The sequence below is a fragment of the Paraperibacillus esterisolvens genome (assembly GCF_046237625.1).
In the GTDB taxonomy this organism is placed as follows: Bacteria; Bacillota; Bacilli; order Bacillales; family DSM-1321; genus Paraperibacillus; species Paraperibacillus esterisolvens.
Genome location: NZ_CP143545.1, coordinates 848372 through 873795, shown reverse-complemented (window position 1 = coordinate 873795; position 25424 = coordinate 848372). Strand labels below are relative to the sequence as shown.

Annotated in this window: 22 protein-coding genes and 1 pseudogene; 7 read left to right on the top strand and 16 right to left on the bottom strand. The window is 46.4% G+C overall.

Translation table 11 applies throughout. The features are described from left to right. Positions 1–38 precede the first annotated feature (38 nt). On the top strand, positions 39–1850 hold the full coding sequence (locus V1501_RS04500) for a hypothetical protein (protein WP_409291636.1): 1812 nt from the start codon (positions 39–41) through the stop codon (positions 1848–1850). Between the two features lie 93 nt (positions 1851–1943). Here the strand turns inward: V1501_RS04500 and V1501_RS04495 are convergent, their stop codons facing one another. Beyond that, complete coding sequence (locus V1501_RS04495) at positions 1944–2588, bottom strand: SDR family oxidoreductase (RefSeq protein ID WP_409291635.1); 645 nt, start codon at positions 2586–2588, stop codon at positions 1944–1946. A 214-nt stretch (positions 2589–2802) separates the two neighbouring features. Between V1501_RS04495 and V1501_RS04490 the strand changes: the two genes are divergently transcribed. Then, on the top strand, positions 2803–4326 hold the full coding sequence (locus V1501_RS04490) for an ATP-binding protein (protein ID WP_409291634.1): 1524 nt from the start codon (positions 2803–2805) through the stop codon (positions 4324–4326). A 140-nt stretch (positions 4327–4466) separates the two neighbouring features. On the opposite strand, the gene V1501_RS04485 is transcribed toward V1501_RS04490, so the two are convergent. From V1501_RS04485 to V1501_RS04465, 5 genes and pseudogenes are all read right to left on the bottom strand, one after another. Continuing rightward, positions 4467–5231 (bottom strand): ATP-binding cassette domain-containing protein, encoded by a 765-nt coding sequence (locus V1501_RS04485; RefSeq protein WP_409291633.1) that lies wholly within the window; start codon positions 5229–5231, stop codon positions 4467–4469. 111 nt (positions 5232–5342) lie between these two features. Further along, positions 5343–5531: pseudogene (locus tag V1501_RS04480) on the bottom strand (ABC transporter ATP-binding protein); the annotation flags it as partial. 123 nt (positions 5532–5654) lie between these two features. Further along, entirely contained in the window at positions 5655–6260 is a 606-nt protein-coding gene (locus V1501_RS04475) for an ATP-binding cassette domain-containing protein (RefSeq protein WP_409291632.1), read from the bottom strand. Positions 6261–6569: 309 nt separating this feature from the next. Further along, a complete protein-coding gene (locus tag V1501_RS04470; RefSeq protein ID WP_409293249.1) occupies positions 6570–7358 on the bottom strand; it encodes an aldo/keto reductase in 789 nt (262 codons plus the stop codon). Between the two features lie 167 nt (positions 7359–7525). Beyond that, positions 7526–8422, bottom strand: coding sequence for a manganese catalase family protein (locus V1501_RS04465; RefSeq protein ID WP_409291631.1), 897 nt, complete (start codon positions 8420–8422; stop codon positions 7526–7528). A 390-nt stretch (positions 8423–8812) separates the two neighbouring features. On the opposite strand from V1501_RS04465, the gene V1501_RS04460 reads away from it, so the two are divergent. The 4 genes from V1501_RS04460 (at position 8813) to ald (ending at position 13138) form a co-directional block, all read left to right on the top strand. Next, positions 8813–9436, top strand: a complete 624-nt coding sequence (locus V1501_RS04460; protein WP_409291630.1) for a DUF47 domain-containing protein — start codon at positions 8813–8815, stop codon at positions 9434–9436. Between the two features lie 15 nt (positions 9437–9451). Then, positions 9452–10450, top strand: a complete 999-nt coding sequence (locus tag V1501_RS04455; protein WP_409291629.1) for an anion permease — start codon at positions 9452–9454, stop codon at positions 10448–10450. A gap of 128 nt (positions 10451–10578) precedes the next feature. After that, positions 10579–11838, top strand: coding sequence for a PucR family transcriptional regulator (locus tag V1501_RS04450; protein ID WP_409291628.1), 1260 nt, complete (start codon positions 10579–10581; stop codon positions 11836–11838). Positions 11839–12004: 166 nt separating this feature from the next. Beyond that, positions 12005–13138: an alanine dehydrogenase gene (gene ald, locus V1501_RS04445; RefSeq protein WP_409291627.1), complete on the top strand. Its 1134-nt coding sequence runs from the start codon at positions 12005–12007 to the stop codon at positions 13136–13138. 43 nt (positions 13139–13181) lie between these two features. Here the strand turns inward: ald and V1501_RS04440 are convergent, their stop codons facing one another. The 3 genes from V1501_RS04440 to V1501_RS04430 are packed head-to-tail and all read right to left on the bottom strand — an operon-like array spanning position 13182 to position 16694. Further along, a complete protein-coding gene (locus V1501_RS04440) occupies positions 13182–14267 on the bottom strand; it encodes a Ger(x)C family spore germination protein (RefSeq protein WP_409291626.1) in 1086 nt (361 codons plus the stop codon). Next, positions 14264–15343, bottom strand: a complete 1080-nt coding sequence (locus V1501_RS04435) for a GerAB/ArcD/ProY family transporter (protein ID WP_409291625.1) — start codon at positions 15341–15343, stop codon at positions 14264–14266. Before V1501_RS04435 ends, V1501_RS04440 begins: the two co-directional genes overlap by 4 nt. Beyond that, on the bottom strand, positions 15336–16694 hold the full coding sequence (locus V1501_RS04430; protein ID WP_409291624.1) for a spore germination protein: 1359 nt from the start codon (positions 16692–16694) through the stop codon (positions 15336–15338). Before V1501_RS04430 ends, V1501_RS04435 begins: the two co-directional genes overlap by 8 nt. A gap of 200 nt (positions 16695–16894) precedes the next feature. Here V1501_RS04430 and V1501_RS04425 point away from each other — a divergent pair, with 200 nt between their 5' ends. Further along, a complete protein-coding gene (locus tag V1501_RS04425) occupies positions 16895–17515 on the top strand; it encodes a DNA-3-methyladenine glycosylase (RefSeq protein WP_409291623.1) in 621 nt (206 codons plus the stop codon). Positions 17516–17561: 46 nt separating this feature from the next. Here V1501_RS04425 and yhbH read toward each other — a convergent pair whose 3' ends face one another. The 7 genes from yhbH to queG all read right to left on the bottom strand — a co-directional run bounded on the left by yhbH (position 17562) and on the right by queG (position 25411). Then, positions 17562–18731: a sporulation protein YhbH gene (yhbH, locus tag V1501_RS04420; RefSeq protein ID WP_409291622.1), complete on the bottom strand. Its 1170-nt coding sequence runs from the start codon at positions 18729–18731 to the stop codon at positions 17562–17564. A 336-nt stretch (positions 18732–19067) separates the two neighbouring features. After that, complete coding sequence (locus tag V1501_RS04415; protein WP_409291621.1) at positions 19068–19244, bottom strand: hypothetical protein; 177 nt, start codon at positions 19242–19244, stop codon at positions 19068–19070. Between the two features lie 111 nt (positions 19245–19355). Next, a complete protein-coding gene (locus V1501_RS04410) occupies positions 19356–21251 on the bottom strand; it encodes a PrkA family serine protein kinase (RefSeq protein WP_409291620.1) in 1896 nt (631 codons plus the stop codon). Between the two features lie 732 nt (positions 21252–21983). Further along, positions 21984–22733: an oxygen-insensitive NADPH nitroreductase gene (gene nfsA / locus V1501_RS04405; protein WP_409291619.1), complete on the bottom strand. Its 750-nt coding sequence runs from the start codon at positions 22731–22733 to the stop codon at positions 21984–21986. A gap of 57 nt (positions 22734–22790) precedes the next feature. Continuing rightward, positions 22791–23264 (bottom strand): tRNA (uridine(34)/cytosine(34)/5-carboxymethylaminomethyluridine(34)-2'-O)-methyltransferase TrmL, encoded by a 474-nt coding sequence (gene trmL / locus V1501_RS04400; protein WP_409291618.1) that lies wholly within the window; start codon positions 23262–23264, stop codon positions 22791–22793. A gap of 63 nt (positions 23265–23327) precedes the next feature. Further along, positions 23328–24185 carry an amidase domain-containing protein gene (locus V1501_RS04395; protein WP_409291617.1) on the bottom strand — a complete coding sequence of 286 codons (858 nt, stop codon included), beginning with the start codon at positions 24183–24185 and terminating at the stop codon, positions 23328–23330. Between the two features lie 89 nt (positions 24186–24274). Then, positions 24275–25411, bottom strand: a complete 1137-nt coding sequence (queG, locus tag V1501_RS04390) for a tRNA epoxyqueuosine(34) reductase QueG (protein WP_409291616.1) — start codon at positions 25409–25411, stop codon at positions 24275–24277. Between the last annotated feature and the right edge of the window lie 13 nt (positions 25412–25424).

Here is a 25424-nt window from a genome sequence, read left to right as displayed (position 1 = left end):
TATACTATAATAAATCCCCGTAAGAGAGGAGTGAAGCCGTGGGCCTGCCTCACCATCGAACAGAAAATGAATTGGCAGAACTTGTGTATCTTTTTCAACAAGAAAAAATGTTAAGAAAAAGCATAATCCGCGAACAGATTATAACTGCCGCCTCCTCCCTGACCCTGTCACATTCCGGACTGGAAATTTTATATCAATACGCCCCTGCACTTGATGAGCATGGGTTTTTCCTTGGAACTCCATGGGAGCATATGTCTGATTTGAAGCCTCCTCTTGTAAGGGGCACCCTCGAATCAGGAAATTATACAGCCATTCTTGAGACAATCAGCAACTTAAGAATTCTTTATGCATCATTAGACAGCCTGCCGCAGAAAAAGATCAATCCCCAGGCTGCCAGGGACTATTTAAATGAAGTGATTGGATTGAACCTGGATGCCCTCTTTGGCCCGGAAACCGAGCAGGCAAGAATCCAAAACATAGACTATCCACAAACAAGGACACTTCTATCCTATATCTTGACCCGATACTCACCTCCAGACGCCCTCGACTATTTATTAAGGGAAGTTGAAAAGCTTTCGGTCCAGAGGCCCATCATCACAGATAAAATAGAACAGCTGATCACCACCGGGATAAGACTCCTGCCAGAGGACAAAGCGGCTTTCGAAAAGTTTTCTTTGTATCAAAAAGCTGTGGAAGGGCCTTCTCCTTCCTTATATGCGTCCAGCCTGTATGTTGCAATTAACGGAAAGGCAGAACCTGAAGCTATTAAGAATGCGGCTGAAGAGATGGCGGCTTCCATGAAAGCCACCGGGCTGGTCAGCAGGGTGCATGCTGAATTTGCAGTACATCTGAACAAAACAGCACCCTCATTGAACCAGTACATTCTCGGTCTGGGAAAGGTGGGAATCAGCCAGCTTGAAGACAACGCCCCCATCATCAGTGCACTGATAAACTCGGCCATCACCCCTGAAACCCGCCAGGCTTTATACGGTCTCTCCCTCCTGCTCGATCGAAACATCCTTAACGGGGTGACCGTATCGAAGCTTGAGAGGCTGCTGAATTCACCGCCGTGTTCTTCATCATCTGATATCATGAAAAAAGTATTTAATGCTGTGAATGAAGAAACAGCCCGATGCCGCCTGTTATCAGGAACACTGAGCACACTGGGACAGCCGCTCGGGATTGCACAGGGACACAATCCTTCATGCCAATCAACAAGGGCCCTGAGCTACTGGTCTCAGACAAATCCTTCCCTTCTCCTTCAATATATCGGGGATGTCTGGACAAAAGGTTATCTGGAAATGGAGTTTGAAGGGCTCTTGATCAGCTCAGAAAACCTGGAGAAAAAGCAGTTGAATTACAGTATAGCGATGGATCCCATTTCAGTCCTGCTCCTTCCGCACCTTGATGCCATTTATAGTGTAATGCTGAAATATGCTGGACTAAGGGCAGAAGATCCGCATAAATGGGTGAACCCTTCCTTTTATCAAGAAGGTATTCTTCCAAATTTTGCTGATAGAAATTCGGCAATACTTTTTACCGAGCTGTTTTATTATTATTACCATCCTGCCAATATTAACCTATTAAGCCCTGTCCTGCCCCAGCCGGCCGGTATTGTCATATATGACAGGAACGATGAGCCGCTCGGCGCCCATGCGGTCCTGATACAGCGGACCGCATTTGACTCTCAGGGTGAAGCCAGGGTTTACTTTTATAATCCAAATAATGACAGCAAGCAGCTTTGGGGCCGGGATATGGATGTCACAGTTTCCGGAAATGGCGAACAGCATGGAGAAGCGTCACTACCCTTTGCCAAGTTTCTAAAATGCTTATATGCATTTCACTATTAAGCCAGCAATTGCATACGCAAATTCGTGTAAATCGGTTTCCAGCTCAAAAAAACAAAAACCAGGCGCCCATCTCCGGCCAGCCTGGTTTTTGATTTAATCCAAATTATGGAGTGCGTCTTCAATACTGGAATCCCCCTGTACAATATCAAAGGCACGATTATATACCTTCTCTTCCTGCAGTGCAGCGAAAATTGCTGCCGCCACATCCTCGCGGGGGATGGACCCTCGCTCAAGATTGCTTGCAGCCTTCACCTTCCCAGTACCCGGTTCATTCAATAAGGCCCCAGGGCGGATTATGGTATACGTTAGGCCGCTTTCCTTCAGCACCCGGTCTGCATAATACTTGGCTGCATAATATGGCATGATTTCTTTATTCCAGTTTTCTCTGTTATCTGCCTGTAGGGCACTGACCATAACAAACCTGTCAATTCCAGCCTTTTTGGCTGCTTCCATGGTTTTGACAGCTCCATCCAGGTCAATCAACAATGTTTTATCATATCCTTTGCCGCCGGCTCCTGCAGAGAATACAATGGCTTCACAGCCTTCGGCAGCCTTGGCGATTGCATCAGGAGTGTCTTCAAGATTAGCAATTACTGTTTCTGCTCCTAATTCCTTAAAATAACCCGCCTGCTCTTCTTTGCGGACCATCGCCCGAGCTTCATGTGTTTGATCTTCGACCAGCATTTTGACAAGCTTCTTACCTACCTGTCCATTTGCACCGACCACTAAAACCTTCATAATCGATCTCCTTTCATGCATATCTGTTAAATTCAAAATAAGTGCCGCACTTCATACTTAACCTATTTTTGTTAAATTCAAACAAAGTCATACATCCAGTCTTTTCTTGGCCGTCACTTTTTTTAATTTTAGCCGGCCCCGCCGATAAGGCAGGTATTTTCATGCCTTCTGTCTAATTATGTATACACTGCCTTATAGGTAAGGGGGAGCATAGATGAACAAGGCACTAGAGAGCCTCGGTAAAAAGATTATTCATACCAGCAGTGTGTTAGCCGAATCAGTTGTTCAGAATCATAAAGCTGACATGGTTTATAGGATCCTTGGCATGGATCTGCAGGATAGCAGCGGCATGCTTCAGCAGTTTTTTAAATGTATCGGTGAATCACTTGCCGAAGGTGACCTTGAGGCCGGCAATAACCTCACCGCACTGGCTGACATATTCGGCCAGCAGGCCATACAGGCTGAAATCTCCCTGGACCTGACCTATAATTTCATCTTCACTCTCCGTTCAGTCATACTGGAATTTCTAAACGAGGGTTATCCCGAAATAGACAGCCGCAAAGAACTCCTCTCCATCATAAAACATCTGGATATCATGTTTAATATGCTGTTCAATGTCATAACCAAGCTCTATATCGACAGCTATTCAACCACCAAGTTTGCCCTCGATGAGTCAGCCGGGAACTTGAGTATCACCCTTAAAGAATTGGCAGATTTAAAGAATGCGCTGAACGAGGCGACGATTTTTGCCATCACTGGAAAGAAAGATGAAATTCTCTATGTAAATAAACACTTTTGCGAAATCACGAAATATACAAGAGACGAACTGATTGGCCAGAACCATGCCATCCTAAACTCCGGCCACCACCCTGTCTCCTTCTTCAGAGAAATATGGGAAGCCATCCAGGAGGGCAGGATATGGAAGGGAGAGATTTTGAATAAGGCAAAAGACGGGACACTTTATTGGGTCGATACCACCATTGTCCCTTTCATGGATGAACAAGGCCGGGCTTATCAGCATATTTCCATCCAATATGATATTACGGAAAAGAAAAAGACAGAAGAAGTCCTTGGAAAAGCCGAGAAGCTTTCCCTTGTCGGAGAACTGGCCGCAGGCATAGCTCATGAAATCCGCAACCCGCTCACTACCATAAAAGGCTTTGTCCAGCTCTTGAAAAACACCCCGGAAGAAAGCAAGCTGCTTTATGCCGACACTATACTTGAGGAGATTGACCGGATCAATTATATCGTGAGCGAATTCATGGTCTTTGCCAAACCGCATGCTGTCTATTTCAGCAGCTGCAATATCTGTGAAATCCTGAAGAGTGTCATCAGCCTGCTTGAGGCCGAGGCTGCACTGAAGGATGTCATCATTTCCTATCAAGGCAGCGGGGATGCGGTTATTTATGGGGAGAGGAATCAATTAAAGCAGGTTTTCCTCAATTTGATAAAGAATTCTATAGAAGCCATGCCTCATGGCGGGGAGGTCAGCCTGACGGCCAGGAATGCCGGCAGCGCCGTAACCGTTACCATTGAGGACACCGGTATCGGTATGTCACAGGAGCAGATCAAGAGACTTGGCGAACCCTTTAACACAACAAAACCGTCAGGCAATGGCCTGGGTCTGATGGTAAGCTATAAAATCATACATAACCATCATGGAACCATACTGGTGGATAGTGAGTCAGGTAAAGGTACGCGCTTTTACATCTCATTCCCTATGAATCATCCAGGCTGATAAAACAGGCTTTTCCAGACAAATCACTTCAGAGGCTGATTTTTTAAAAAAGGGGCACCAACCAAGCTGCACTTGCGGGAGAACCGGCTTTAAGTCCGCTTGCCCTCCCGTAAATTACAGCTAACATGATGCCTCCATCCCTACCCTTTTTTCAATTCATCTATTTTCTCCCGGATCGACTTGATTTGGTCAAGGTCCGCCGTTTCCCCATTTAAAAGAGCACCAAGTTTCATCTCCAGCTGAAGCCTTTGGTTCACGGCAGCCTGGGCGCCGGAATCTCTTGCTTCGTAGCTTTCCCATTCGGGATAGGTTCCTTTAAAATCCAGCATTTTTCCAGGAGTGATGCTGATTACCCTGGTTGAAACCTTTCTCAGCATATATGGATCATGCGAAACAATCACAACAGAGCCGTCGTACGAAAGAAGAGCCGTCTCTATTTGTTCACGGGCGCTTATATCGAGATAATTGGCCGGCTCATCCAGGATCAGCAGATTGGAGTCAGAAAAATAGAGCTTAACAAAAGCGACCCTGCACTTTTCACCCATACTCAAATCCTTGATTTTTTTAAATACATCGTCCCTCCTGAAGAGAAAGCAGGCTAATATTGTCCTTGCATCCTCTTCAGTGATTTCTTTTATTTGAAGGATTTCCTGGAGGATTGTGTTCTCGAGACCAAGTTCTTCGAGCTCCTGCATAAAGTAGCCGGTCTTCAGCTGGGGATTTCTTTTGACAACGCCCCTGTCAGGGGAAAGTTTTCCTGTCAAAAGCTTGAGCAGGGTCGTTTTACCGGAACCATTGGGTCCGATGACCGCGATTCGCTCTCCCCGGCTGATGGATAAATTAACATTTTCATAAAGGGGTGTTTCTTCATTATAGGAAAATGAAACTCCTTCAAGCGCCGCCATCCTTTTACTGTCAATAGCTTCACTGCTGAAAGCAGCTTTGATTCCCTTTGCAGCCTGAGGTTTATCGATGCGTCTTGATTCCAGCCTCTCGAGCTGTTTTTCCTTTGCCTTGACCTGGGCGGCCTGCCTCCCTGCCTGCTTTTGTGCATACGGATTTCGTACAGAAGCTGAATTGGAGGCTTTCTGGTACCACTGTTTATAGTTTTGTATGATTTCAAGCAGTTTTTTCTTTTCCTGTTTCTGCTTTTCATACAGAGCTGCATGGGCCTTTCGCTCTTCATCCTTACGCTCTTTATACAGGGAATATCCCCCAAAATATTTCTTAGCCCCGCTTTTGGTAAGCTCGCAGGTAACCGTTGCTGTCCGGTCTATGAAATCCCGTTCATGGGATATGAATAAAACGGTACCTTTATAGGAAGAAAGCTAGTCGGCCAGCCAATCCACCGACGCAGAATCCAGGTGATTGGCAGGCTCATCCAGGACGAGCAGCTTCGGCTTTTTAACCGCCAGCCCTGCAAGTTTTACCCTTGTTTTTTGACCGCCGCTTAACCGGTTGAAAGCCTCCTTCCAAATTCCTTCCGGAATGCCCACTTCCTTCAGCGTCCGTTCAATATCGAGCTCCCATTCATATCCCCCCATTTCGGTGTAGGACTGCAGCATTTCCGTGTACCTCTCCACAAATTCTTTGGACTGCTGATGCTCCTGCCACACCTTTTGACACTCATCAAGCTTTTCCTTCAGGGAGGATAGACGCGGCTGCCCTTTTTGAATGTATTGAAGCACATTCAAGCTGCCCTCGGCTTCTTCATCCATCATCCAGCCGATTTCTTCCTTTTTCAACCCCCAGCTGATGCTTCCCTCTGTAATCGGGATCTTGCCCTGCAAGGCTTTTAATAAGGTCGTTTTGCCGGCACCATTTTCACCGAGCAGCGCTGTCCGGTCCCCTTCTTCGATTTCAAGGCTGATCTTTTCTAAAATGGTGTTTCCATTTAACTCGACGGTTAATTGATTGGCTGCTAATAAACGCATATATAATCCCTCCATATTTATTGCTTCTAAATATGCAAAAAAGCACAGGCTCTGCCCGTGCTTTTAGATGGACGACTATATAGAAAACAGAACCTCCGGTTAACAACTGGAAGCTTACATATAAAATAAATATGCTGCAATCTAAAAATAGACATACGTATCCTATTCTCTCCCGCGCGGGCAGGTCACTTTTTTGCTATAAAATTAATCAGCGAAAAAGTTATCGGATATCCATAGCGTCTATTTTAGATGCCTCCTTCAATTGTATTCCCACTCATTATACACAATATGGTTTTTCCGGAATAGCGGTTACTTCTTTTTTTCATATTTGTCAGGGTTTGTCCCAAATCTTTCATCTCTGTTCAGCGAGTCGATCTGGTTCATCTCGCCTTCTGTTAGTGTAAAGTCAAAGATATCGATATTTTCCTTGATTCTAGCGGGTGTCACTGATTTCGGGATGGGAACGACTCCATTTTGAAGGTGCCATCTCAGAATGACCTGAGCTGGTGTCTTTTTATATCCTTCTCCAATTTTAACCAGCACGGATTCATCCAGGAGCCTTCCCTTTCCGATGGGTGCCCACGCTTCTACGGCAATACTTTTGTCACGGCAGAAACTTCTTGTTACCTTTTGGGATAACCTTGGATGCAGCTCAATTTGATTGATCATCGGCACGTGCTTTGCTGCCGCTAACAGGTTTTCTAGATGATGGACGTGAAAATTACTAATACCGATAGCCTTGATCCTTCCTTCCTCATATAAGCGCTCCATTGCGCGCCAGGTATCGGCATATTTACCGCTTACCGGCCAATGAATCAGATATAAATCCAAATATTCCAGGCCCAATTTAGAAAGTGATTTATCAAAGGCACTCAGTGTTTGATCATAGCCCTGATCCTCATTCCAGACCTTTGAGGTAATAAACAGCGACTCCCGCGGAATCCCGGAATTCTTGATTGCTTGTCCTACGCCTTCTTCGTTTTGATATATGGCAGCCGTGTCGATCAGCCGGTAACCTGCCCCGAGCGCCTCGGTTACCGATTCCACAGTCTCCGTCCCCGCCTCAACCTTATAAACCCCAAACCCGATTGCCGGCATTTTAACTCCATTATGCAATGTGATGGTGGATTCTTGTGTATAGTCCAAACTTGAACCCCCTCCCGCTAAAAATATGTATATAAACTTTAATAGTTTATCCTTCTTTTATCCTTTTAGCCGGATAAAGGGAAACAGTCCCTATTTCGGGAAATAGGGACTGTCCCCGCTCACATACCAGCGGAGCGCTTCAGCCTTTCAACGATTTTCATGAAATCTTCATCCGATATGCCGGGAGCAAACTCCTCCGGAAGATCTCCGTAATCCGGCACCTCTGCTCCCTTAGGTGTGCCGGCAAACACTTCAAGCGGCAGGCCGTCTGTCGGATGCGTGCCCTTCCAAATCTGGGTGATCTGCTGATAATCCCGGCTGCTGAAAGTATACAGCCTGGTGTGGAGACCAGCCTCCTCAAATTTCCTCGCATGATCAAAAGCCTTGTTATCCAGATTTGGAATGGGAAACATTTTAGTCACATCAACCCCTGTTGCCATTTCAAGACCCTTCGCGTACGCCAGGATGTGTACGCCGCCCCTCACAAGCAGGTAACCGATCATTTCCCTGGCCACCGGATTGTCTGTCATTTCATACACTCTCATTTTATTCGTGCGCGCCCCGCATTCAAGAAAAAAATTGTGAAGAAAATCAAATATCAGATTCCCGCTGTTCACTACATACTCCCCGTTCCACGGTCTTGCCTGCGCATCAATGGGAAGTGCAGACTGTGCACTGTCAATGAAATGCAGCGCTATCCGGTCGGCGTTTCCATTCCGAAGCGGCGCACTGTCCGGGTCACCTGGCTCAGTGGTACCTTCGAGACATAAGTTGATCGCATGGGCAACAAGCTCCATATGCCCGAATTCTTCCGCTGTGATCGACGCAACAAGCTCATAAAAGGGACGCAGTTTTTTCTTTCTCCGGAAGTTAAAGGACTGAAACATATAGTTATTGAAGGTGGACATTTCCCCGAACTTCCCGCCAAGAAGCTGCTGGAGATTGGCTGCAGCGGCCGGATCCGGCCTCGGAGTCCTGGGGAGTTCGATCGCAATTCGATCCATTCTTTTAATCATGGTGAGCACTCCCGTTCATGAAGTATGAATTCTTTGGCCCTTGTGGCTATGTAAACGAAGGTTGGTCCCGGCTCCACTGTGAAAGAGCCATTCTTTTATACTTCTATGAGCAGCATCACCTGATTATTCCGGTTTTCCCCTGCACCAGCAGAACTCAATATTTTGTTTAAGGGAGTTTATCCAGATGCAGAAAGGGAATTCTACTGTAAACGTAAATACGTTGTAAATATTGTATCGGCGAGGTCAATTTTTTAGATTTTTCTGCCTTCTTAATGTTAAGTTTTTGTAAATTTTCTGTCGAAAGCTATCTTTTTTGTCGAAGAATTTTATAGAATTGATTAGCAAATACTATTTCTAATTATTTTGGATGAAAAACGGGGGTACTAAAATATGGTATTTAAGTCAAAACAAGATAAGTTTGCAGCTCTGCTCATCAACATTTCCGAGAACATCAAAGTCAGTGCAGATTATTTTGCCGATTACAAGCTCAATAACATCAGCGATTTAAAGGTATTTGCAGACACAATGAAAGACTATGAGCACAAAGGTGATTCATATGTACATGAGACGATCAAGGAACTGAACAATGCATTCATCACGCCTATCGAACGTGAGGATATCCTGCTCCTGGCCATGACCATGGATGATGTATTGGATGGCCTTGAAAGCACTGCAGCCCTGTTCGAAGTGTATTCTGTCGTCAATGCAGATGACTATATGCTGAAGTTTGTAGATGCTATCCGCGACTGTGCATACGAAATTGAGAAATCAGTGGCCTTGCTTACGAACAAAAAGAAATTCGTTCAAATTCGCGAGCACGCGATAAAAATAAAAGAACTTGAGTCTACATGCGACACAATCCTAAGGCAATCTATCAAAAATCTTTTTGCAACGGAAAAGGATCCTATCCGCATTATTCAACACAAAGAGATTTATGAAAATCTTGAGGAAATTGCAGACAGCTGCCAGTCTGTAGCTAATGCACTTGAAACCATTGTAATGAAAAATGCGTAAGGAGTTTTAGTCCATATGGATACTTTACTGATATTAACAATCCTGATCGTAGTTGGCGCATTAGCCTTTGACTTCATCAACGGATTCCATGATACAGCCAATGCCATTGCAACAGCTGTTTCTACAAAGGCGCTGAAACCACGTCACGCCATCATACTTGCTGCGACCATGAACTTTGTCGGTGCGATGACGTTCACCGGAGTTGCCAAGACCATCACGAAGGACATTGTAGATCCCTTTACACTCCATAATGGATCGGTAGTAATCCTCGCGGCCCTTATTGCTGCGATTGCCTGGAACCTGATTACCTGGTACTACGGAATACCAAGCAGTTCGTCACACGCCATCATCGGCTCAATCGCAGGCGCTGCCATTGCCTCAGCCGGGTTTGACTCCATCAAATGGGGCGGTTTCGGAAAAATTGCTCAGGCGCTCATCATTTCGCCTATCCTTGCCTTTGTTATTGGCTTCATTGTATATAGCATTTTTAAAGTAGTATTCAAAGGTGCCAATCTGCCAAAGACAAACCAAAGATTCCGTTATATCCAAATTGCCACGGCTGCGCTTCAGTCATATACCCATGGTACAAACGATGCGCAAAAGGCAATGGGAATTATCACGATGGCCCTGATTGCCAATCACTATGTAACTTCAACTGACATCCCGCTTTGGGTTCAGATATCCTGTGCGCTCGCAATGGGACTTGGAACATCTGTCGGCGGATGGAAAATCATCAAGACTGTCGGCGGACAGATCATGAAGATCCGCCCCGTCAACGGGGTTGCAGCCGACCTTACAAGTGCTGCCATCATCTTTGGTGCCACTTATGTCCACCTGCCGGTAAGTACCACCCATGTTATTGCTTCATCAATCCTTGGTGTCGGCTCATCCCACCGGGTGAAGGGCGTTAAATGGGGTACAGCGAAGCGGATGATCATCACCTGGTTTATCACCCTGCCGATATCGGCTACACTCGCCGGGCTGATCTACCTGCTGCTTGACCTGATATTCTAAAAGATAAGAATGGCCCGTTATCCGGTGCCATTCTTTTTTTCAGGGAAATAATCCGGGAAATGGGGACAGTGCCTCAAAAGAAATGATACTATTTATGTAAAGTAAAACTAAGGACTTGGAGAATGTCTATGGGTAATTTTTCTGAGCTTCACGGGATTTTTCAGGGCCTGCACGGGGATCTTGAGGCTTTTGCCGACCGTGTCAGCTCTTATCTTGGATGCCCGGTCACAATTGAAGATTCGAATCACCGCCTGCTTGCCTACAGCATGCATGATGACAGGACGGATAAAGCCAGGATATCGACGATTATCGGCCGCAGGGTGCCGGAGAAAGTGATCAGCAGTCTCTGGAAAGAAGGCATAATTCCGCAGCTGCTTAAGGGTCCTGCACCTGTTAAGGTCCCTTCTATCAGCGATGTGGGACTCGGTAACAGGGCAGCTGTTTCGATCTGGAAAAATGACGAAGTCCTCGGCTTCATCTGGGCGCTGGAAGTGGAAAAGCCCTTCAGTGAAGACGATTTGCTCTTCCTGCAATATGCAGCCAAAGAAGCACGGAGTCAGCTGCTGCAAGTTCAATCAAGAAAAAACCGGAAAATAGAAAGTGATCAGGAGCTCCTGTGGCAGCTTCTTACCGGACACTTCCAGGATGAAAAAACAGTGAGGGAGAAATTCAAGGGACATACAGCCTTGATTCCTCACACCTTTTCCATTCTGGTCTTTGAATTCCCAGAAGATATTTCCTATGAACGGGAAAAGCAGATTTCCTATATGCTGACGACCACTCAAAGGATCAAGGCGGAAATTTTCACAGCTGATCAAAACAGGTTGATTATTCTGGCAAGCCTTAAGGAAGAAACGCCGGCCGCAGCCGAACTTTTTCTTTTCATCCAAGGCTTCATCTCACAGATGAATACCAGGTTCAATGCCGGTACCATCGAAGGCGGAGCAGGTTCCATTATCAAAAACCTGACTGACAGCAAACAAAGTTATCAGGAAGCCCTGCAGGTGCTCTCACTGCGGCAGATGTTCCCGCAGGATACAGAGAATGTTTTTCTTTATAGTCAGCTTGGAGTCCTAAGGTTCCTGGAGACTCTCTATATAAACAGGAATAAAAATTATCAGAATCCACAGCTGGCATGCCTGCTTGAATATGACAGCAGGCATCAGACTGAATTATTCGCCACTCTTAAAACGTATCTGGAAAAAGACAGCAATCCTAACGAATCAGCTAAAGCGATGCATATTCATGTCAATACACTCACCTACCGCCTCAAACGAATTACAGAAGTCGGCGGCCTCAATTTAAAAGAACCGCTTCAAAAGGTCGGCCTCTACCTTGACCTGAAGCTCATGCAGTATGACAGCCTTAAAAACAGCAGGAATGGATAGCAGGGAGCCGTTTGTGGAATTTCACAAATGGCTCTTTTTATATTCTTATCTTCACACAAAGAAACTTTTATTGTAAGCGCTTATACTGTTTGTACAAAGGTTAAAATACTGAAAATGGACTAGTAATCCCATTAGGTTAGACAACCTTGATTAGGAGGAATATCACATGCGTATAGGTGTACCCGCTGAAATTAAAAATAACGAGAACCGTGTCGCCCTTACACCTGCTGGTGTATATACACTTACTCAATCCGGCCATGAAGTGCTTGTAGAAAACAATGCCGGCCTTGGCAGCGGCTTCACGAATGAGCAATACAGAGCAGAAGGTGCAACAATCGTTGAATCAGCTGCTGATGTCTGGAAAGAAGCAGAAATGATCATGAAGGTGAAGGAACCCCTTCAAAGTGAATATAAATTTTTCCGAAAAGGTTTAATCCTGTTTACGTACCTTCATCTGGCAGCAGAGCCTGAGCTTGCAAAGGCACTTAAAGAGAATGGTGTGTTTGCCATCGCTTATGAAACAGTGACAGTCAACCGCACCCTTCCGCTTCTGACGCCGATGAGTGAAGTGGCTGGACGGATGGCATCCCAAATCGGCGCACAATTCTTAGAAAAGCCTCATGGCGGCAAAGGCATTCTCCTTGCTGGTGTGCCCGGCGTCAAGCGCGGCAAGGTTACGGTCATTGGCGGCGGTGTAGTTGGTACTAATGCCGCCAAGATTGCAGTTGGTCTTGGTGCTGATGTGACAATGATCGACCTCAGCCCTGAACGTCTCCGCCAGCTGGATGATATCTTTGGCAACTCCATCAAAACCCTGATATCGAATCCCTTTAATATCGCAGAAGCTGTTGCAGAATCAGACCTCGTTGTCGGAGCTGTTCTGATTCCTGGTGCGAAGGCGCCAAAGCTTGTAACAGAAGACATGGTAAAAGCCATGACTCCTGGATCAGTGATTGTGGATGTCGCCATTGATCAGGGCGGTATTTTTGAAACGGTCGACCATATCACCACACATGATGACCCGACTTACGTAAAACACGGCGTGGTTCACTATGCGGTTGCCAATATGCCAGGTGCTGTACCGCGCACCTCCACAATTGCCTTGACTAACGTGACTGTGCCTTATGCCCTGCAGATTGCAAATAAGGGTGCCAAGCAGGCAGTACTTGAGAATCCTGCACTTGCAGCAGGCGTTAATGTAGTGAACGGTGAAGTGACGTATGAAGCAGTTGCCAATGATCTTGGTTTTTCATACGTTGATTTGAAGCTTGCTCTGGACAGGGATTTCGTTCAGGCATAATAAATGCGAAGAGTCCGGCTTTTAGCCGGACTCTTTCTCTCGGTTATCGCAGAATACCTGTTGATTTGATTTCCACCTCGGTATGGACCTCAAACTTTGCCTTATCATAAATCCTGGCCCACTCTTCCTGTTCATCCCTCTTCCAATGCTCAGCCTGGTACCGGAATCCAAAACCGATTGGATCTACCTTATATTTTCTGATTTTCTCCAGAAGTTCCAGGACTCTGGCATTAAAATCTTTTTCAATGATAGAGCTTGCCTCCTTCTGCTTTTTTTCAGTAAAATAGCCTTCCTGCCGGTCTTCCTCAAGCACACCATTGATCTTTATATTGAATTTGATCCTTGGCTGGCTTCCTCCATGAATTTTATACTTGGCCTTGGTCGTTTCTGCATGGATACTGTATTTGGTCTTCCCATTAGTAGTTGCCGTAAAACTCGAAGTAAGATCTTCATTTACCAGCAGATTATAGAGCCTGGTCTCATCAGGAGTAAGCCTGACCCTTACTTTTTCGTCATTCAGGAGAACGGCCCTGTCGATGATCAGAGAATCACTTCCGGCCGCCTTAACGACAGGAAGCACTGGATCCCAGCCATATTCACTTATTTTCCTCTGCATATCAAATAAAAATTCCCGGACCAAAAAAGGAGACTCACTTCCTTCCCTTCCGAGCATATTGATGAGATATCCTGCCGGCACACGTTCGGACTTGGGCTTCACGGCGAGCACCTTTTTGGCACTTGGATCGCCGACGGCTATGTAAGAAATCATCTGGATGTCACGGCGTCTCTGGGCCCAAAAAAGAATGGGCTTCACATCCTCAGTCAGCAGGCCTTTCCCAAGGATGATAACCTTGGTATGGCCGAAATCCAGTTCTTTATCCATCTTGGACTTCGCCAGCCTCACCGCTTCAGCCAGGCTCCCCGCCTTCTCTGACAAAACCGTAAATTCACCCAGACCCGCTTTCGGATCTCCGGTTGGGAGGGCAATCTTAAAGCTCACTTCCACTTTATTCGGTTCGTCCACCTTATCTACACCCAGGGTGACAACAAAGGCCCGTTTCTCTACATCCCGGATGTTGCAGCCGCTGAGCAGGGAAAGAATACATACACCTATCAATAATCTCTTCATGCTTTCTTCACCCTCCAGACAGCAAAGAATAATAACATAAGCAGGAGAACTTCAGAGAAAAACCGGACCCTGATAAACCAATTCCCAATGCTCAGGAAAGAGAATTGATCCATATGAATTAAAAAAAAGGTTCCTATGGTAAAACCGCCAAGAAGAACCAAGTTTTTCCACTTAAACTCCCTGGATTCTTTTTTGAATAACACTCCCTGCATCATCCTCAGCCCCACATGCCAGAAGAGAATAATTGCGGCAAGGGAAACGGTTATATAAAACAGGTAAAAAATGAACATCATGCGCTCCACTATGAAATATTTAATCTGGATTGAGTCGACGGTGGTCATCCATGGGTAGATATGGTGCTTAACCCCGTCAATGCCGTTATAGGCAATAGGAACGAGAAATGACAGCAGCATCAGGAACAGCAGCCCTGTTACAACAAGCCATAAACGTTTGATTTTTACACTTTCAAAGAGTCTGTTAAAGACAACTAAATTGATATACCCGCTGAAAATAAAGGTTCCGGCAGCTACTGACTGATACGGGGGAATATCAAGTGAATCGGTGATCACCTCCCTGACCGTGTCCCAGCTGAAATAATCGTTAAACAGTACTTTAAATAAAAAATATATGACCAGCGGGATATTAATAACAATAACGGTTTCAATCACGCTCAGGATGGAATAGGACTCTACCTGGCAGGCAAAGAGGACCAGCAGTAAAAAACCGGCTGTCAGAACATACGGATTTACATCGGGAGTTATATATCGGTGCGTTATATCCACCAGGGAAGCCAGTGTGATCGCCCCAAATACATACCAATGCAGGGAGAAGAAAATAATCATTCCTCCCCTGATAAATTTTGGCAGAACAGGCTCCAGAATTTCAGAAAAGTCCTTTCCTGGAAATTTGCTGATTGCCTTAGTGAACAGAAAAATCAATAGAGCCCCAATGATGGCAGAAACAAAAATGGCAATCAGACTTCCGTCACTATCAATCAGCATCCTCGGCACAAAGTTGATGGAATTCACAAAAGCATTGACGACAATTAAATAGTAAATATAACGATTATTAACCATATGTCTTGCCCTTTCTGCTGTTATCATCAGCCAGCACATTGAAATATGGTCTGTTGAAGCTCCGCATCTGCGATAAATACACCACGACCGCTAAAAAACCCAGAACGATCCCTACTAGGCCAAAGATGGAAGCAAGCGCCAAAAACCCATATCTTAAAACCCGGACTGTAAAATTCATCATATTGATCGGAATTACAAAATTAGTTATCGCCACTGCTGATACAAGGATAATCATGACACTGCCGACAAGCCCCGCTTCAGTTGCAGCTGTCCCCAGTATCAAGCCCCCGACTGTCGTTGCAGTCGGTCCTATCGTTTTTGGCAGACGGATACTCGCTTCAATCAGAAATTCCACCATGATCAGCATCAATAGGACCTCAATGATTGCTGGATAAGGGACATTTGCCCTCGTCCCGGCAATCATCAAAGTAATTTGTAACCGGAGGATTTCAGGATTGTAGGAGGCAAAGGCCACATAAAAGGCAGGCAGCGTCAAAGTTGCAAGCAGGCCGGCATAGCGGAGTGCCTTCAGAAACCAGCCAACCAGCGGCAGCTGTATGCGGTCATCCATCGCCGCAAAAAAATCATGGAAAATGGAAGGAGCAATCAGGGAAAATTTCGTCTTGTCTATAACAATGCCGATCTTACCCACAGACAGCCCCTTCACCATCCTGTCCGGCCTCTCGGTCACCAGGGTGGTCGGGAATATATCAAACTTCCTGCCGGAAATCTCCTGCTCCAATTCCCCAGCCGAGATCAGCATTTCGACATCAACCTCCGAAAGCCTTTTCTTCACCTCATCTAGCACTTCCTTGTCAACCTTCGTGGTATCATACACAATGCCGACCGACGTCTGTGAAATAGAACCGAGGGTCTTCATTTCAACCTTTAAGTTGGCTGACTGATATCGATGCCTGATCAGATTGAGGTTTACTTCAAGGTTTTCAGTGAAAGCATCAGTCGATCCCTGCACATTCACCTCAGCAGTCGCTTCAGAAACCGTGCTTCCTGCCACCTTCTTCATCTGAACAATATAAATCCGGTCGTTCGTGAAAATGGCCACATAGCCCTTTAATATCTGATTAAGCATGTCTTCTTGATCCTTTGGCTCCGTAGCTGCAGGAAAGGATGTAACAAAATCCTCAAAGTCCTGAATGGAGTCTGTCTCAAAAAAAGGCGTGATCAAAAATCTGTAGATGACGTTTGAATCGGTTACACTTTTAAGGTATATAAGGGTTGCCCCTTTATCCTTTAAGCTGAGTTCCCTGTCTTCAAGGTCAATGCAGTCGGTCATTTTTTCCCTGAGCCATTTTTTTATCTGTTCTACTTCTTGTTTTGATCTTGCTGCCATGCGGGCACCTCCAGTGCAAAAGCGAATCATAGAGACAGCCATGACTCCCCATATCCGTTTTATCGATAAAACTAGCCTTCCTCAAAGCGGGAAGGATTATGAAAATAAAATGCAGAGGAAGCACTGTTTCATTTATTAGGATTAGTGGAATCATGATAGAAAGAATTTTATTGTAGACAGCGGAAAACCGGGGTGATGATGTGGATGATTTGGAAGGAATACAAGAGCCGTTAAGCGCGGATTTTTTTCAGCTCCCAACCCTGGAGCTTGCCAAAGCATTGCTTGGCTGCATGCTTGTGAAAGAGACACCAGCAGGCACCGCCTCTGGGATTATTGTTGAGACGGAGGCTTATATGGGGCCGATGGACAGGGCTGCACACAGCTATCAAAACCGGCGCACCAAAAGGACAGAGATCATGTTCGGGGAATCCGGCTCCATTTATACTTATGTGATGCACACACACTGCCTCGTCAATGTGGTGAGCGGCGCCGCCGGCAATCCGGAAGCAGTCCTGATCCGTGCCGTTGAGCCTTTGTCGGGTATAGACCTGATGAAGGAACGCAGAGGGATGCAGGACCCGGTAAACCTCACCAACGGTCCTGGCAAGCTGACTAAAGCGCTTGGTATAACGATGGAAGACTATGGAGGACACTTCACCCGGCCTCCCCTGTACATAGCAGGAGGTATGCCCCCTGAGGCCGTCTCAACAGGAAAGCGGGTTGGCATTGCTAATTCAGGTGAGGCCGTCCACTACCCCTGGAGGTTTTGGATTACAGGCAGCCGGTACGTATCGCGCAATTCAGGTGTCAGGGGATATTGATTTTTTTGTCTCCATCAAAACAGGCCGGGTGTCCCCGGCCTGTTAATCATGCATATTTTTTGTTTTCTTCTTTGGAGAAAAAACTCTTCATCGAGTGGAAGACATCGGCTTTTTGTTTTAGGATATAATAGCGGAATTTTTCATTATTGATGTTTTTATAAGCGCTCATGAGCGTCGAGTGGCGGTTATATTGATTCACTTCACCATAGCCGAACATATTCGAAACCTTCATCAGCTCGTTAACCAGCTTAACGCAGCGGGCGTTGTCAGAGGTCAGGTTATCACCATCGGAAAAATGGAACGGATATATATTATATTTGGATGGACTGTACTTGGTCTCGATCAGCTCCAGTGATTTCCGGTATGCTGAAGAGCATATCGTACCTCCGCTTTCTCCCTTCGAGAAGAAATCCTCCTCTGAAACGACCTTTGCTTCTGTATGATGGGCAATAAATTCAATTTCCACCGTTTCATACTTGGTCCTGAGGAAACGGGTCATCCAGAAAAAGAAGCTTCTGGCCATATACTTTTCCCAAAGTCCCATCGAGCCTGACGTGTCCATCATGGCGAGAACCACGGCCTTCGAATCAGGCTTCACCACTTCATTCCATGTCTTGAACTTCAAATCATCCTTTGTGATCGGATGGAAGCCCGGCTTGCCGCGCATCGCATTCCGCTTAAAGGCCGAAATCATGGTTTTCTTTTTATCGATATTGCCCATGAGCCCCGTTTTTCTTATATCATTGAATTCTATATGTTCAATCGTATGCTCAGCAGTTTCCTTGCGCTGCAGGTTAGGAAGCTCGAGCTCCTTGAATAGGGCTTCCTCAATCTCCATAAGGGAAACCTCAGCCTCATAATAATCCTCACCTGACTGATCCCCTGGTCCCTGGCCCTTCCCCGGACCTTTTTGCTGCTGTGAACCGTCCCTTGCGACAACGTCTCCAATCTGGCTGTCTCCGTCGCCCTGGCCGACATGCTTATTTTTGTCATAATTATAGCGGATCTTATATTCATCTAGTGAACGGATTGGAATTTTGACTACATCTTTACCATTAGACATAACGATGCTTTCCTCCGAAATTAAATCGGGCAGATTATTGCGGATTGCATCCTGCACTCTTTCCTGATGCCGCTGCTGATCATCATATCCTTTGCGGTGGAGGGACCAATCTTCTTTAGAAATCACAAACTGGCGATTAGGGTCATCTATCATATTATCTTACCCCTCCTAACTATTTCATTTCCCCCTGCTTCCATGCAGGCTCTTCTTATAAGGTAAAAAATAAGCCCTGTAACAGGCTCCCAAAAGGCACTAAACTCCCCCAAAAACAAATGGACTGGATTACTCTATCCTATGCAGCTCAACATAAAAATTTACAAACTTTTTCGACAATTAAGGCGAGTCTCCCTGGGAAAAGGGGGACTGTCCACCGGGAAATAATCCGGCCTGTACTCCGGGACCAAGCGGGTACTGGAAACCGCATCCGGGAAATGGGGCCAGGCACCCGGGGAATAAAAAGAAGCAGCAGCTGCTGCTTCCTCAGTATGGTCATGGCTGCTTCAGTTCTTCTTCGTGCTGTACGGGGTCCGGGTGCCGCCCCCGCCTGCCGAGCTCTTCGTTGGTACGCATGTTGTCCATCTGGCTGCCCAGAATCTTCATTTCGTCCATATTTCTGGCCATGGAGCTGTTTTCAGGAATATGATCAGGCTTTTGGTCTTTCCCCAATGTCCTCACTCCTTTGATGAATAAATACCCGGCTGTGCGGTCCGCAAAACGGTTCCTTAAAAATATAAAAGATAGAAAGAAACACCTGCTAATCTGCAGGTGCTCCTACTGTTACCGGTTTAGCAGGCTGCCTACATAGCGCAGCAGTTCATTGGCGGAAGTGGTATTATAGCCATGTTCATCCACAAGCCGGGCCACCACTTCATTGACCTTCTTCAGCTGCATTTCATCCGGTGTCTTGGAGGATGTGGTGATTTTGACAACATCCTTCAGATCGGCAAACAGCTTCTTCTGGATTGCCTCGCGGAGCCTGTCATGGGAGTTATAATCAAACCGTTTCCCTTTCCTTGCATAAGCAGAAATCCTGATCAATATCTCTTCACGGAAGGACTTCTTGGCATTCTCCGAAATCCCGATCTGCTCCTCTATTGAGCGCATCAGTTTTTCATCCGGGTTGATTTCCTCCCCTGTCAGAGGGTCCCTTAGTTTCTGCTTATTGCAGTAAGCCTCCACATTATCAAGATAATTATCCATCAGCGTCTTGGCACTTTCCTCATAAGAATAGACGAATGCTTTTTGCACTTCTTTTTTGGCAATCGTATCATATTCCTTCCGGGCAACTGATATATAATTCATGTATCGTTCCCGCAGCTCAGTCGTGATGGATGGATGCTGATCCAGTCCTTCCTTCAAGGATCTAAGCACATCGAGCGCATTGATCGACGGCACTTCCTTGCGGATGATCGTTGATGAAATCCGGTTTATAACATAACGGGGATCGATGCCGCTCATCCCTTCATCCTGATATTCCTTTTTCAGTTCCTCAAGATCGGCTGAATTGAATCCTTCCACATTCTCGCCGTCATACAGCCTCATCTTTTTAACAAGGTCAATATCACCCTTCTTTGGATCTTTCAGTCTGGTGAGAATGGAGAACATGGCTGCAACCCTCAAGGTATGCGGAGCCACATGCACATTGTTTACATCGCTCTCATTAATCATCTTTTCATAAATCTTCTCTTCCTCAGACACCTTCAGATTATAAGGGACAGGCATCACGATGATACGGGAATGAAGGGCCTCATTCTTTTTATTGGATATGAAGGTCCTGTATTCTGTCTCGTTCGTATGAGCGACAATCAGCTCATCTGCGCTGATCAGGGCAAACCGGCCAGCCTTGAAATTGCCTTCCTGAGTCAGTGAAAGCAAATGCCAAAGAAACTTCTCATCGCACTTCAGCATCTCCTGGAACTCCATCATACCCCGGTTCGCTTTATTTAGCTCCCCATCAAAACGATAGGCCCGCGGATCGGATTCGGAGCCGAACTCGGCGATTGTGGAAAAGTCAATGCTTCCCGTCAGATCAGCGATATCCTGGGATTTCGGGTCTGAAGGGCTGAATGTCCCAATTCCCACCCGTTTATCTTCCGACAGGAATATACGTTCAACCAGCACATCCTCAATCCGGCCATGATATTCCTGTTCGAGCTTCATCATATTGAGCGGTGACAGGTTTCCTTCGATCCGGATGCCATATTCATCATAAAAATCATTGCGGAGATACTGCGGAATTAGGTGCAGCGGATCCTCATGCATCGGGCAGCCTTTGATGGCAAAAATTGATCCAGTGTCTGTATGGGAATAGTTTTCTAGACCACGCTTCAGCATGGCAACAAGTGTTGACTTCCCGCCGCTCACCGGCCCCATCAAAAGCAGGATCCTTTTCCTGACGTCAAGCCTTTTGGCGGCCGGGTGGAAATATTCTTCTACCAGCCTTTCCAATGCCTCTTCGAGGCCAAACAGCTGACCGCTGAAAAAATTATATTTCCTCTGTCCTTCTACTTCTTCAATTCCAGCATCCTTGATCATGTTATATACGCGCGAATGTGCGGACTGTGCAACCCATGGCTTTTCTTTAAGCAGTTCCAGGTAATCGGCGAAGGTGCCTTCCCATTTTAATTTCTGTTCATCTTCTCGGTATCTTTCAATTTTTTTTAATATATCCATTATGGCTCCTCCTCTGTCCTCTTTCAGAGACGATTAATACACTTTATGCACAGATGCCCAATTACATGAGCCCAAAATGAAAGGCGCCAGTTTTTCATTCACAGCCATAATATATTAGGTTATAATAGGCATAGTGAATGCGCATCCAATACTGGGGTATTTTGTAAGTCCCGGTTTTTGGCCATACAAAGGAGGACTTCCCAATGAACTTCATATTAATCCTTGGTGTAACCGTGACTTTCCTTTTTGCCATCTTTACAGCCGGCTATGATGACAAGCCAGGCACAAAGTAAGTCCATGAAAAAAAGCTGCTTTTGGCAGCCGTCAGACTGCAGGCAGCTTCGATGTAAGTCGATTTTGCCTGCAGTCTTTTCATTTGACTGGAATGTGAAATGAGGCTGTTGATTTCCGTTCCAGGCGCTTCGCTTTCCGCGGGGCTGGCGGTGAGCCTCCTCGTCGCGATGCTCCTGCGGGGTCTCACCTGTCCAGCATATCCCGCAGGAGTCTTCGCGCCTTCCACTCCAATCAACAGGCTTTCTGTATACTGTTTAGCTTAGAATGAATCTGACACCTTGCCTATTCTAAGAGATTAGTTAGAAAGGGCTGCGCCAAGCAGTACTGAATGTCACTGCCTTTAGGGCCGGCTATTGGCAAAAAAGAGTACGCAAAAAGGTGTTCGGATGAAGCATCCCGAACACCTTTTTGATAAGCCTAATCTGCAAAAGGCTTTTTCTACTTTTTATTCAATCCCTTTTGCTCCACAAAATCCTTCATATACATCCTCCGGCCGGTACCGAGCATGGCTGCCATCTGCCCGGTCCACGTATCCGACCGCTGTCCCCCGGTACGGTCCTGATAATATTCAGTGATCAGGGCGTTGTATTCCTCCAGCCCGGATTGGTATGCCTTTTCATCCTGCTGATACTCCTCTTCCATATAAACGTGCTGAAGCGGGAGCCGCGGTTTTTTATCATTTACATGCAGGGGATGCCCGATTACCATGCCGAATAATGGGATGACCCGCTCCGGTGTTTTAAGCAGTTTGCTCACTTCGGGAAGATTATTCCGGATTCCGCCGATATAGCAGATTCCCAGTCCCATGGACTCAGCGGCAATGGCCGCATTCTGGGCGGCCAGGGCTGCGTCTATGCAGGCAACCATGAACTTTTCAGTGCTGAGGAGGGATTCCTCCAGGTCTTTGTTTTCCATCCGGCCAATCAGCGTATGACGGTACAAGTCTGCACAGAATATAAGCAGATGGCCATTCTTTTCAACATAAGGCTGGTTTCCCGCCAGTTCTGCAAGTGCCCTTTTTTTCTCCGGGTCGGTAACTCCTATGATGGAGTAGGCCTGGATATAGCTGGATGTGGATGCAGCCTGAGCACTCTCAATAATTGCCCGGATCTGTTCCGGCTGGAGCGGCTTGTCCTCAAATGCCCTCTGTGATCTATGATTTAAAATGGTCTCGATTACCTGATTCATTCAATCTCTCCTCTTCTGTATGCCATCTCCGTAAGGTCATGGTAAGCTTAACTCTCATCAAGTAAGATGCGCGAACCCCTGCTGCCGCAGCGCTTCATATACCAGGATAGCAGCAGTGTTCGAAAGGTTCAGCGATCTTACCTTATCCGTCATCGGGATACGAAGGCACCTCTCCATATTTTCCTCGATCAAATCTTTTGGCAGGCCTGTCGTTTCCCGTCCAAAAACAAAATAATATTCTTCCTCCGGCTGGCTGTAATCAAAGGAAGTAAAAGTCTTTTCACCGAATTTCGTGATAAAGAAAAGATTCCCCCGTGCATGAGTTTCAAGGAAGTCTTCGAGCGAGTCATGATAATGAATTTCCACATGCTCCCAGTAGTCAAGGCCCGCACGCTTCAGCATCTTATCGTCGGTAGAAAAGCCAAGCGGGTGTATCAAATGAAGCACGGTGCCTGTTGCGGCACAGGTCCTTGCAATATTTCCGGTATTTGACGGTATCTGCGGCTGGTATAAAACAATATGTATGGCCAAAAAGGTCACTCCTCATTAATATCTAAGTGTTATTATAAACTTTTTTTCAGTCAGCATAAATCATTATGAATCGGTCACGATCTTAAAGAACGCATATTTTATACGGGGTGTATAGGCGGTTGAGTCTTCATATTTCCAGTACCTCATGCGGCTGTTGGTAGTATGGGCGTTCACGAGCGGCATGCCATATGCATCCCTGCCGGTCACGATTGTATTATGATTATAGCGTCCGTCCCCTTCAAAATCATAGCAGATGATATCCCCGTATGTCAGGTCCTCTGGCTTTGACACCACCCTCGTCTTCAAACCCTTTGACCTGCCGAGATATAATTTAAGAGAATGAGCCACCGCCCAGCTGTAGCTCCAGGTCTTTCCTGTATACCACCAGCCGCGCTGGCGCTGGGGCTGGCCCCATACCGGTGCTCCGCCAGCTCTTAAGCATTGGGAAATAAAGTTTGTACAATCATCCTGAAATTTTTTATAACCTGGATTAAACTCATTCCACCATCGTTCTGCATATTGTACAGCTTTGAGCCGATTATATGTATATACCGCCCGCACATCCTCAACCTCAAGCCCCTGGGCTTCCTCGCTGCTGAACAATACAGGCTGTATATCATCCACAACCATCCGCTCCCCTTCAAAGACTGCCTGTCTGTGTTCAATCTCTTCCTCCAGATACAGCAGCTCCTTTTGCTTAATGAGGTACTTATAGTGAACATCATAATCGATTGTTATATTCCGCTGTTCCTGACGGACGGATTTTACCATGCCGCCTGCCTTCACATTTACAATTTCTGCCGAACGCTCCCTGAGTGATTCCAGTTTGCGGCTTGCCTTTGTACACACAGCGCGTTCCGCTGAACCGGAGATATAGACGTCAACTCTTTCCTGCAGCAGCTGCTCTAACTGTTCTTTCATGCTTATTCCCGCCCTTCGGTGCATCCTTGCTTAAATGTATGTGAGTGGGCTTGGGATATTAACTCAAAAAAATAACCGGGGTTTCCCGGTTACGGCCTTGTCAAGAGCTCCATGCCTTTATCAATCTCGGCAAGGACCTCTGGGTCTTTATCTGTTCTTTTCGCCCGTTCCAGCGCATCCCTGGAATCCTCTCCGCCAATTTTGCCGAGTGCCCAGGCAGCCGTCCCTCTAATTACAGGGCGCGGATCATTTTCCATGACCTGTATCAGCTCAGGAACTGCGGTTTCTTCCTTATAATGTGCCAGGGCAATGATTGCATTCCGCTGCAGCGGTTTCTTTCCTCTCCATGAACCGGATATACGGCCGAACTTTTCTTTAAACTCCCGGTTGCTCATCTGGAGCATAGGAGTCAGAAGCGGCTTGGCAACTTCGGGATCTGCCTCCAGCTCAGGATGGAAATGAAAATCCTTGCCTTTGTTTTCCGGACAGACCGTCTGGCAGGTATCACAGCCATAAATCCTGTTCCCAATCTTGGTCCGGAACTCGTCAGGCAGAAATCCTTTTGTCTGGGTCAAGAAGGCAATGCAGCGCTGTGCATCCAGCTGGCCGCCGCCAACAAGCGCCCCGGTCGGGCAGACATCAATACACTTATTGCAGCTTCCGCACCGGTCTTCCATAGGCTGATCGGCCTCAAAAGGAAGATTGGTGATCATTTCACCTAAGTACACATAGGAACCGAACTCGGGAGTGATAATCGAACAGTTCTTTCCGCTCCACCCGATTCCTGCACGCTGTGCCACTGCCCGATCGACAAGTTCTCCGGTATCGACCATTGACTGACAGCGGGCCTCTGGGACTCTCTCATATATATAAGCTTCCAGCCTGCTGAGCCGGTCACGGAGCACAGCATGATAATCCTCGCCCCAGGATGCCCTGCAGAAGATGCCGCGCCTCTCTCCTCTCTTGCTTTGCTTGGCATTCTTCAATTTTGAAGGATACGCAAGGGCGATAGAGATGATGGAGCGGGGTTCATCAAAAATAATGCCGGGATTGGTACGCTTTTCGATATCCGGTTCTTCAAAGCCTGATTGATAGCCAAGCTCCTGCTGACGAATCAGCTTATTCTTCATATCGTCAAAAGTACTTGCTGTGGTAAAACCGATTTTGTCTATCCCGATTGTTTTGCTGTATTCAATGATATCTTGTTTTAACAGCCTATAGTCCATAGTGGAAAACCTC

Bases quoted from the DNA above. Each gene is read 5' to 3' on its own strand.
- yhbH (WP_409291622.1), bottom strand. From the start codon at position 18,731: ATGATAGATGACCCTAATCGCCAGTTTGTGATTTCTAAAGAAGATTGG.
- V1501_RS04460 (WP_409291630.1), top strand. From the start codon at position 8,813: ATGGTATTTAAGTCAAAACAAGATAAGTTTGCAGCTCTGCTCATCAAC.
- V1501_RS04470 (WP_409293249.1), bottom strand. From the start codon at position 7,358: ATGCCGGCAATCGGGTTTGGGGTTTATAAGGTTGAGGCGGGGACGGAG.
- V1501_RS04440 (WP_409291626.1), bottom strand. From the start codon at position 14,267: ATGAAGAGATTATTGATAGGTGTATGTATTCTTTCCCTGCTCAGCGGC.
- ald (WP_409291627.1), top strand. From the start codon at position 12,005: ATGCGTATAGGTGTACCCGCTGAAATTAAAAATAACGAGAACCGTGTC.
- V1501_RS04475 (WP_409291632.1), bottom strand. From the start codon at position 6,260: ATGCGTTTATTAGCAGCCAATCAATTAACCGTCGAGTTAAATGGAAAC.
- V1501_RS04410 (WP_409291620.1), bottom strand. From the start codon at position 21,251: ATGGATATATTAAAAAAAATTGAAAGATACCGAGAAGATGAACAGAAA.
- V1501_RS04455 (WP_409291629.1), top strand. From the start codon at position 9,452: ATGGATACTTTACTGATATTAACAATCCTGATCGTAGTTGGCGCATTA.
- V1501_RS04430 (WP_409291624.1), bottom strand. From the start codon at position 16,694: ATGGCAGCAAGATCAAAACAAGAAGTAGAACAGATAAAAAAATGGCTC.
- V1501_RS04450 (WP_409291628.1), top strand. From the start codon at position 10,579: ATGGGTAATTTTTCTGAGCTTCACGGGATTTTTCAGGGCCTGCACGGG.
- V1501_RS04465 (WP_409291631.1), bottom strand. From the start codon at position 8,422: ATGATTAAAAGAATGGATCGAATTGCGATCGAACTCCCCAGGACTCCG.
- V1501_RS04395 (WP_409291617.1), bottom strand. From the start codon at position 24,185: ATGAAAGAACAGTTAGAGCAGCTGCTGCAGGAAAGAGTTGACGTCTAT.
- V1501_RS04435 (WP_409291625.1), bottom strand. From the start codon at position 15,343: ATGGTTAATAATCGTTATATTTACTATTTAATTGTCGTCAATGCTTTT.
- nfsA (WP_409291619.1), bottom strand. From the start codon at position 22,733: ATGAATCAGGTAATCGAGACCATTTTAAATCATAGATCACAGAGGGCA.
- queG (WP_409291616.1), bottom strand. From the start codon at position 25,411: ATGGACTATAGGCTGTTAAAACAAGATATCATTGAATACAGCAAAACA.
- V1501_RS04490 (WP_409291634.1), top strand. From the start codon at position 2,803: ATGAACAAGGCACTAGAGAGCCTCGGTAAAAAGATTATTCATACCAGC.
- V1501_RS04485 (WP_409291633.1), bottom strand. From the start codon at position 5,231: ATGGCGGCGCTTGAAGGAGTTTCATTTTCCTATAATGAAGAAACACCC.
- V1501_RS04495 (WP_409291635.1), bottom strand. From the start codon at position 2,588: ATGAAGGTTTTAGTGGTCGGTGCAAATGGACAGGTAGGTAAGAAGCTT.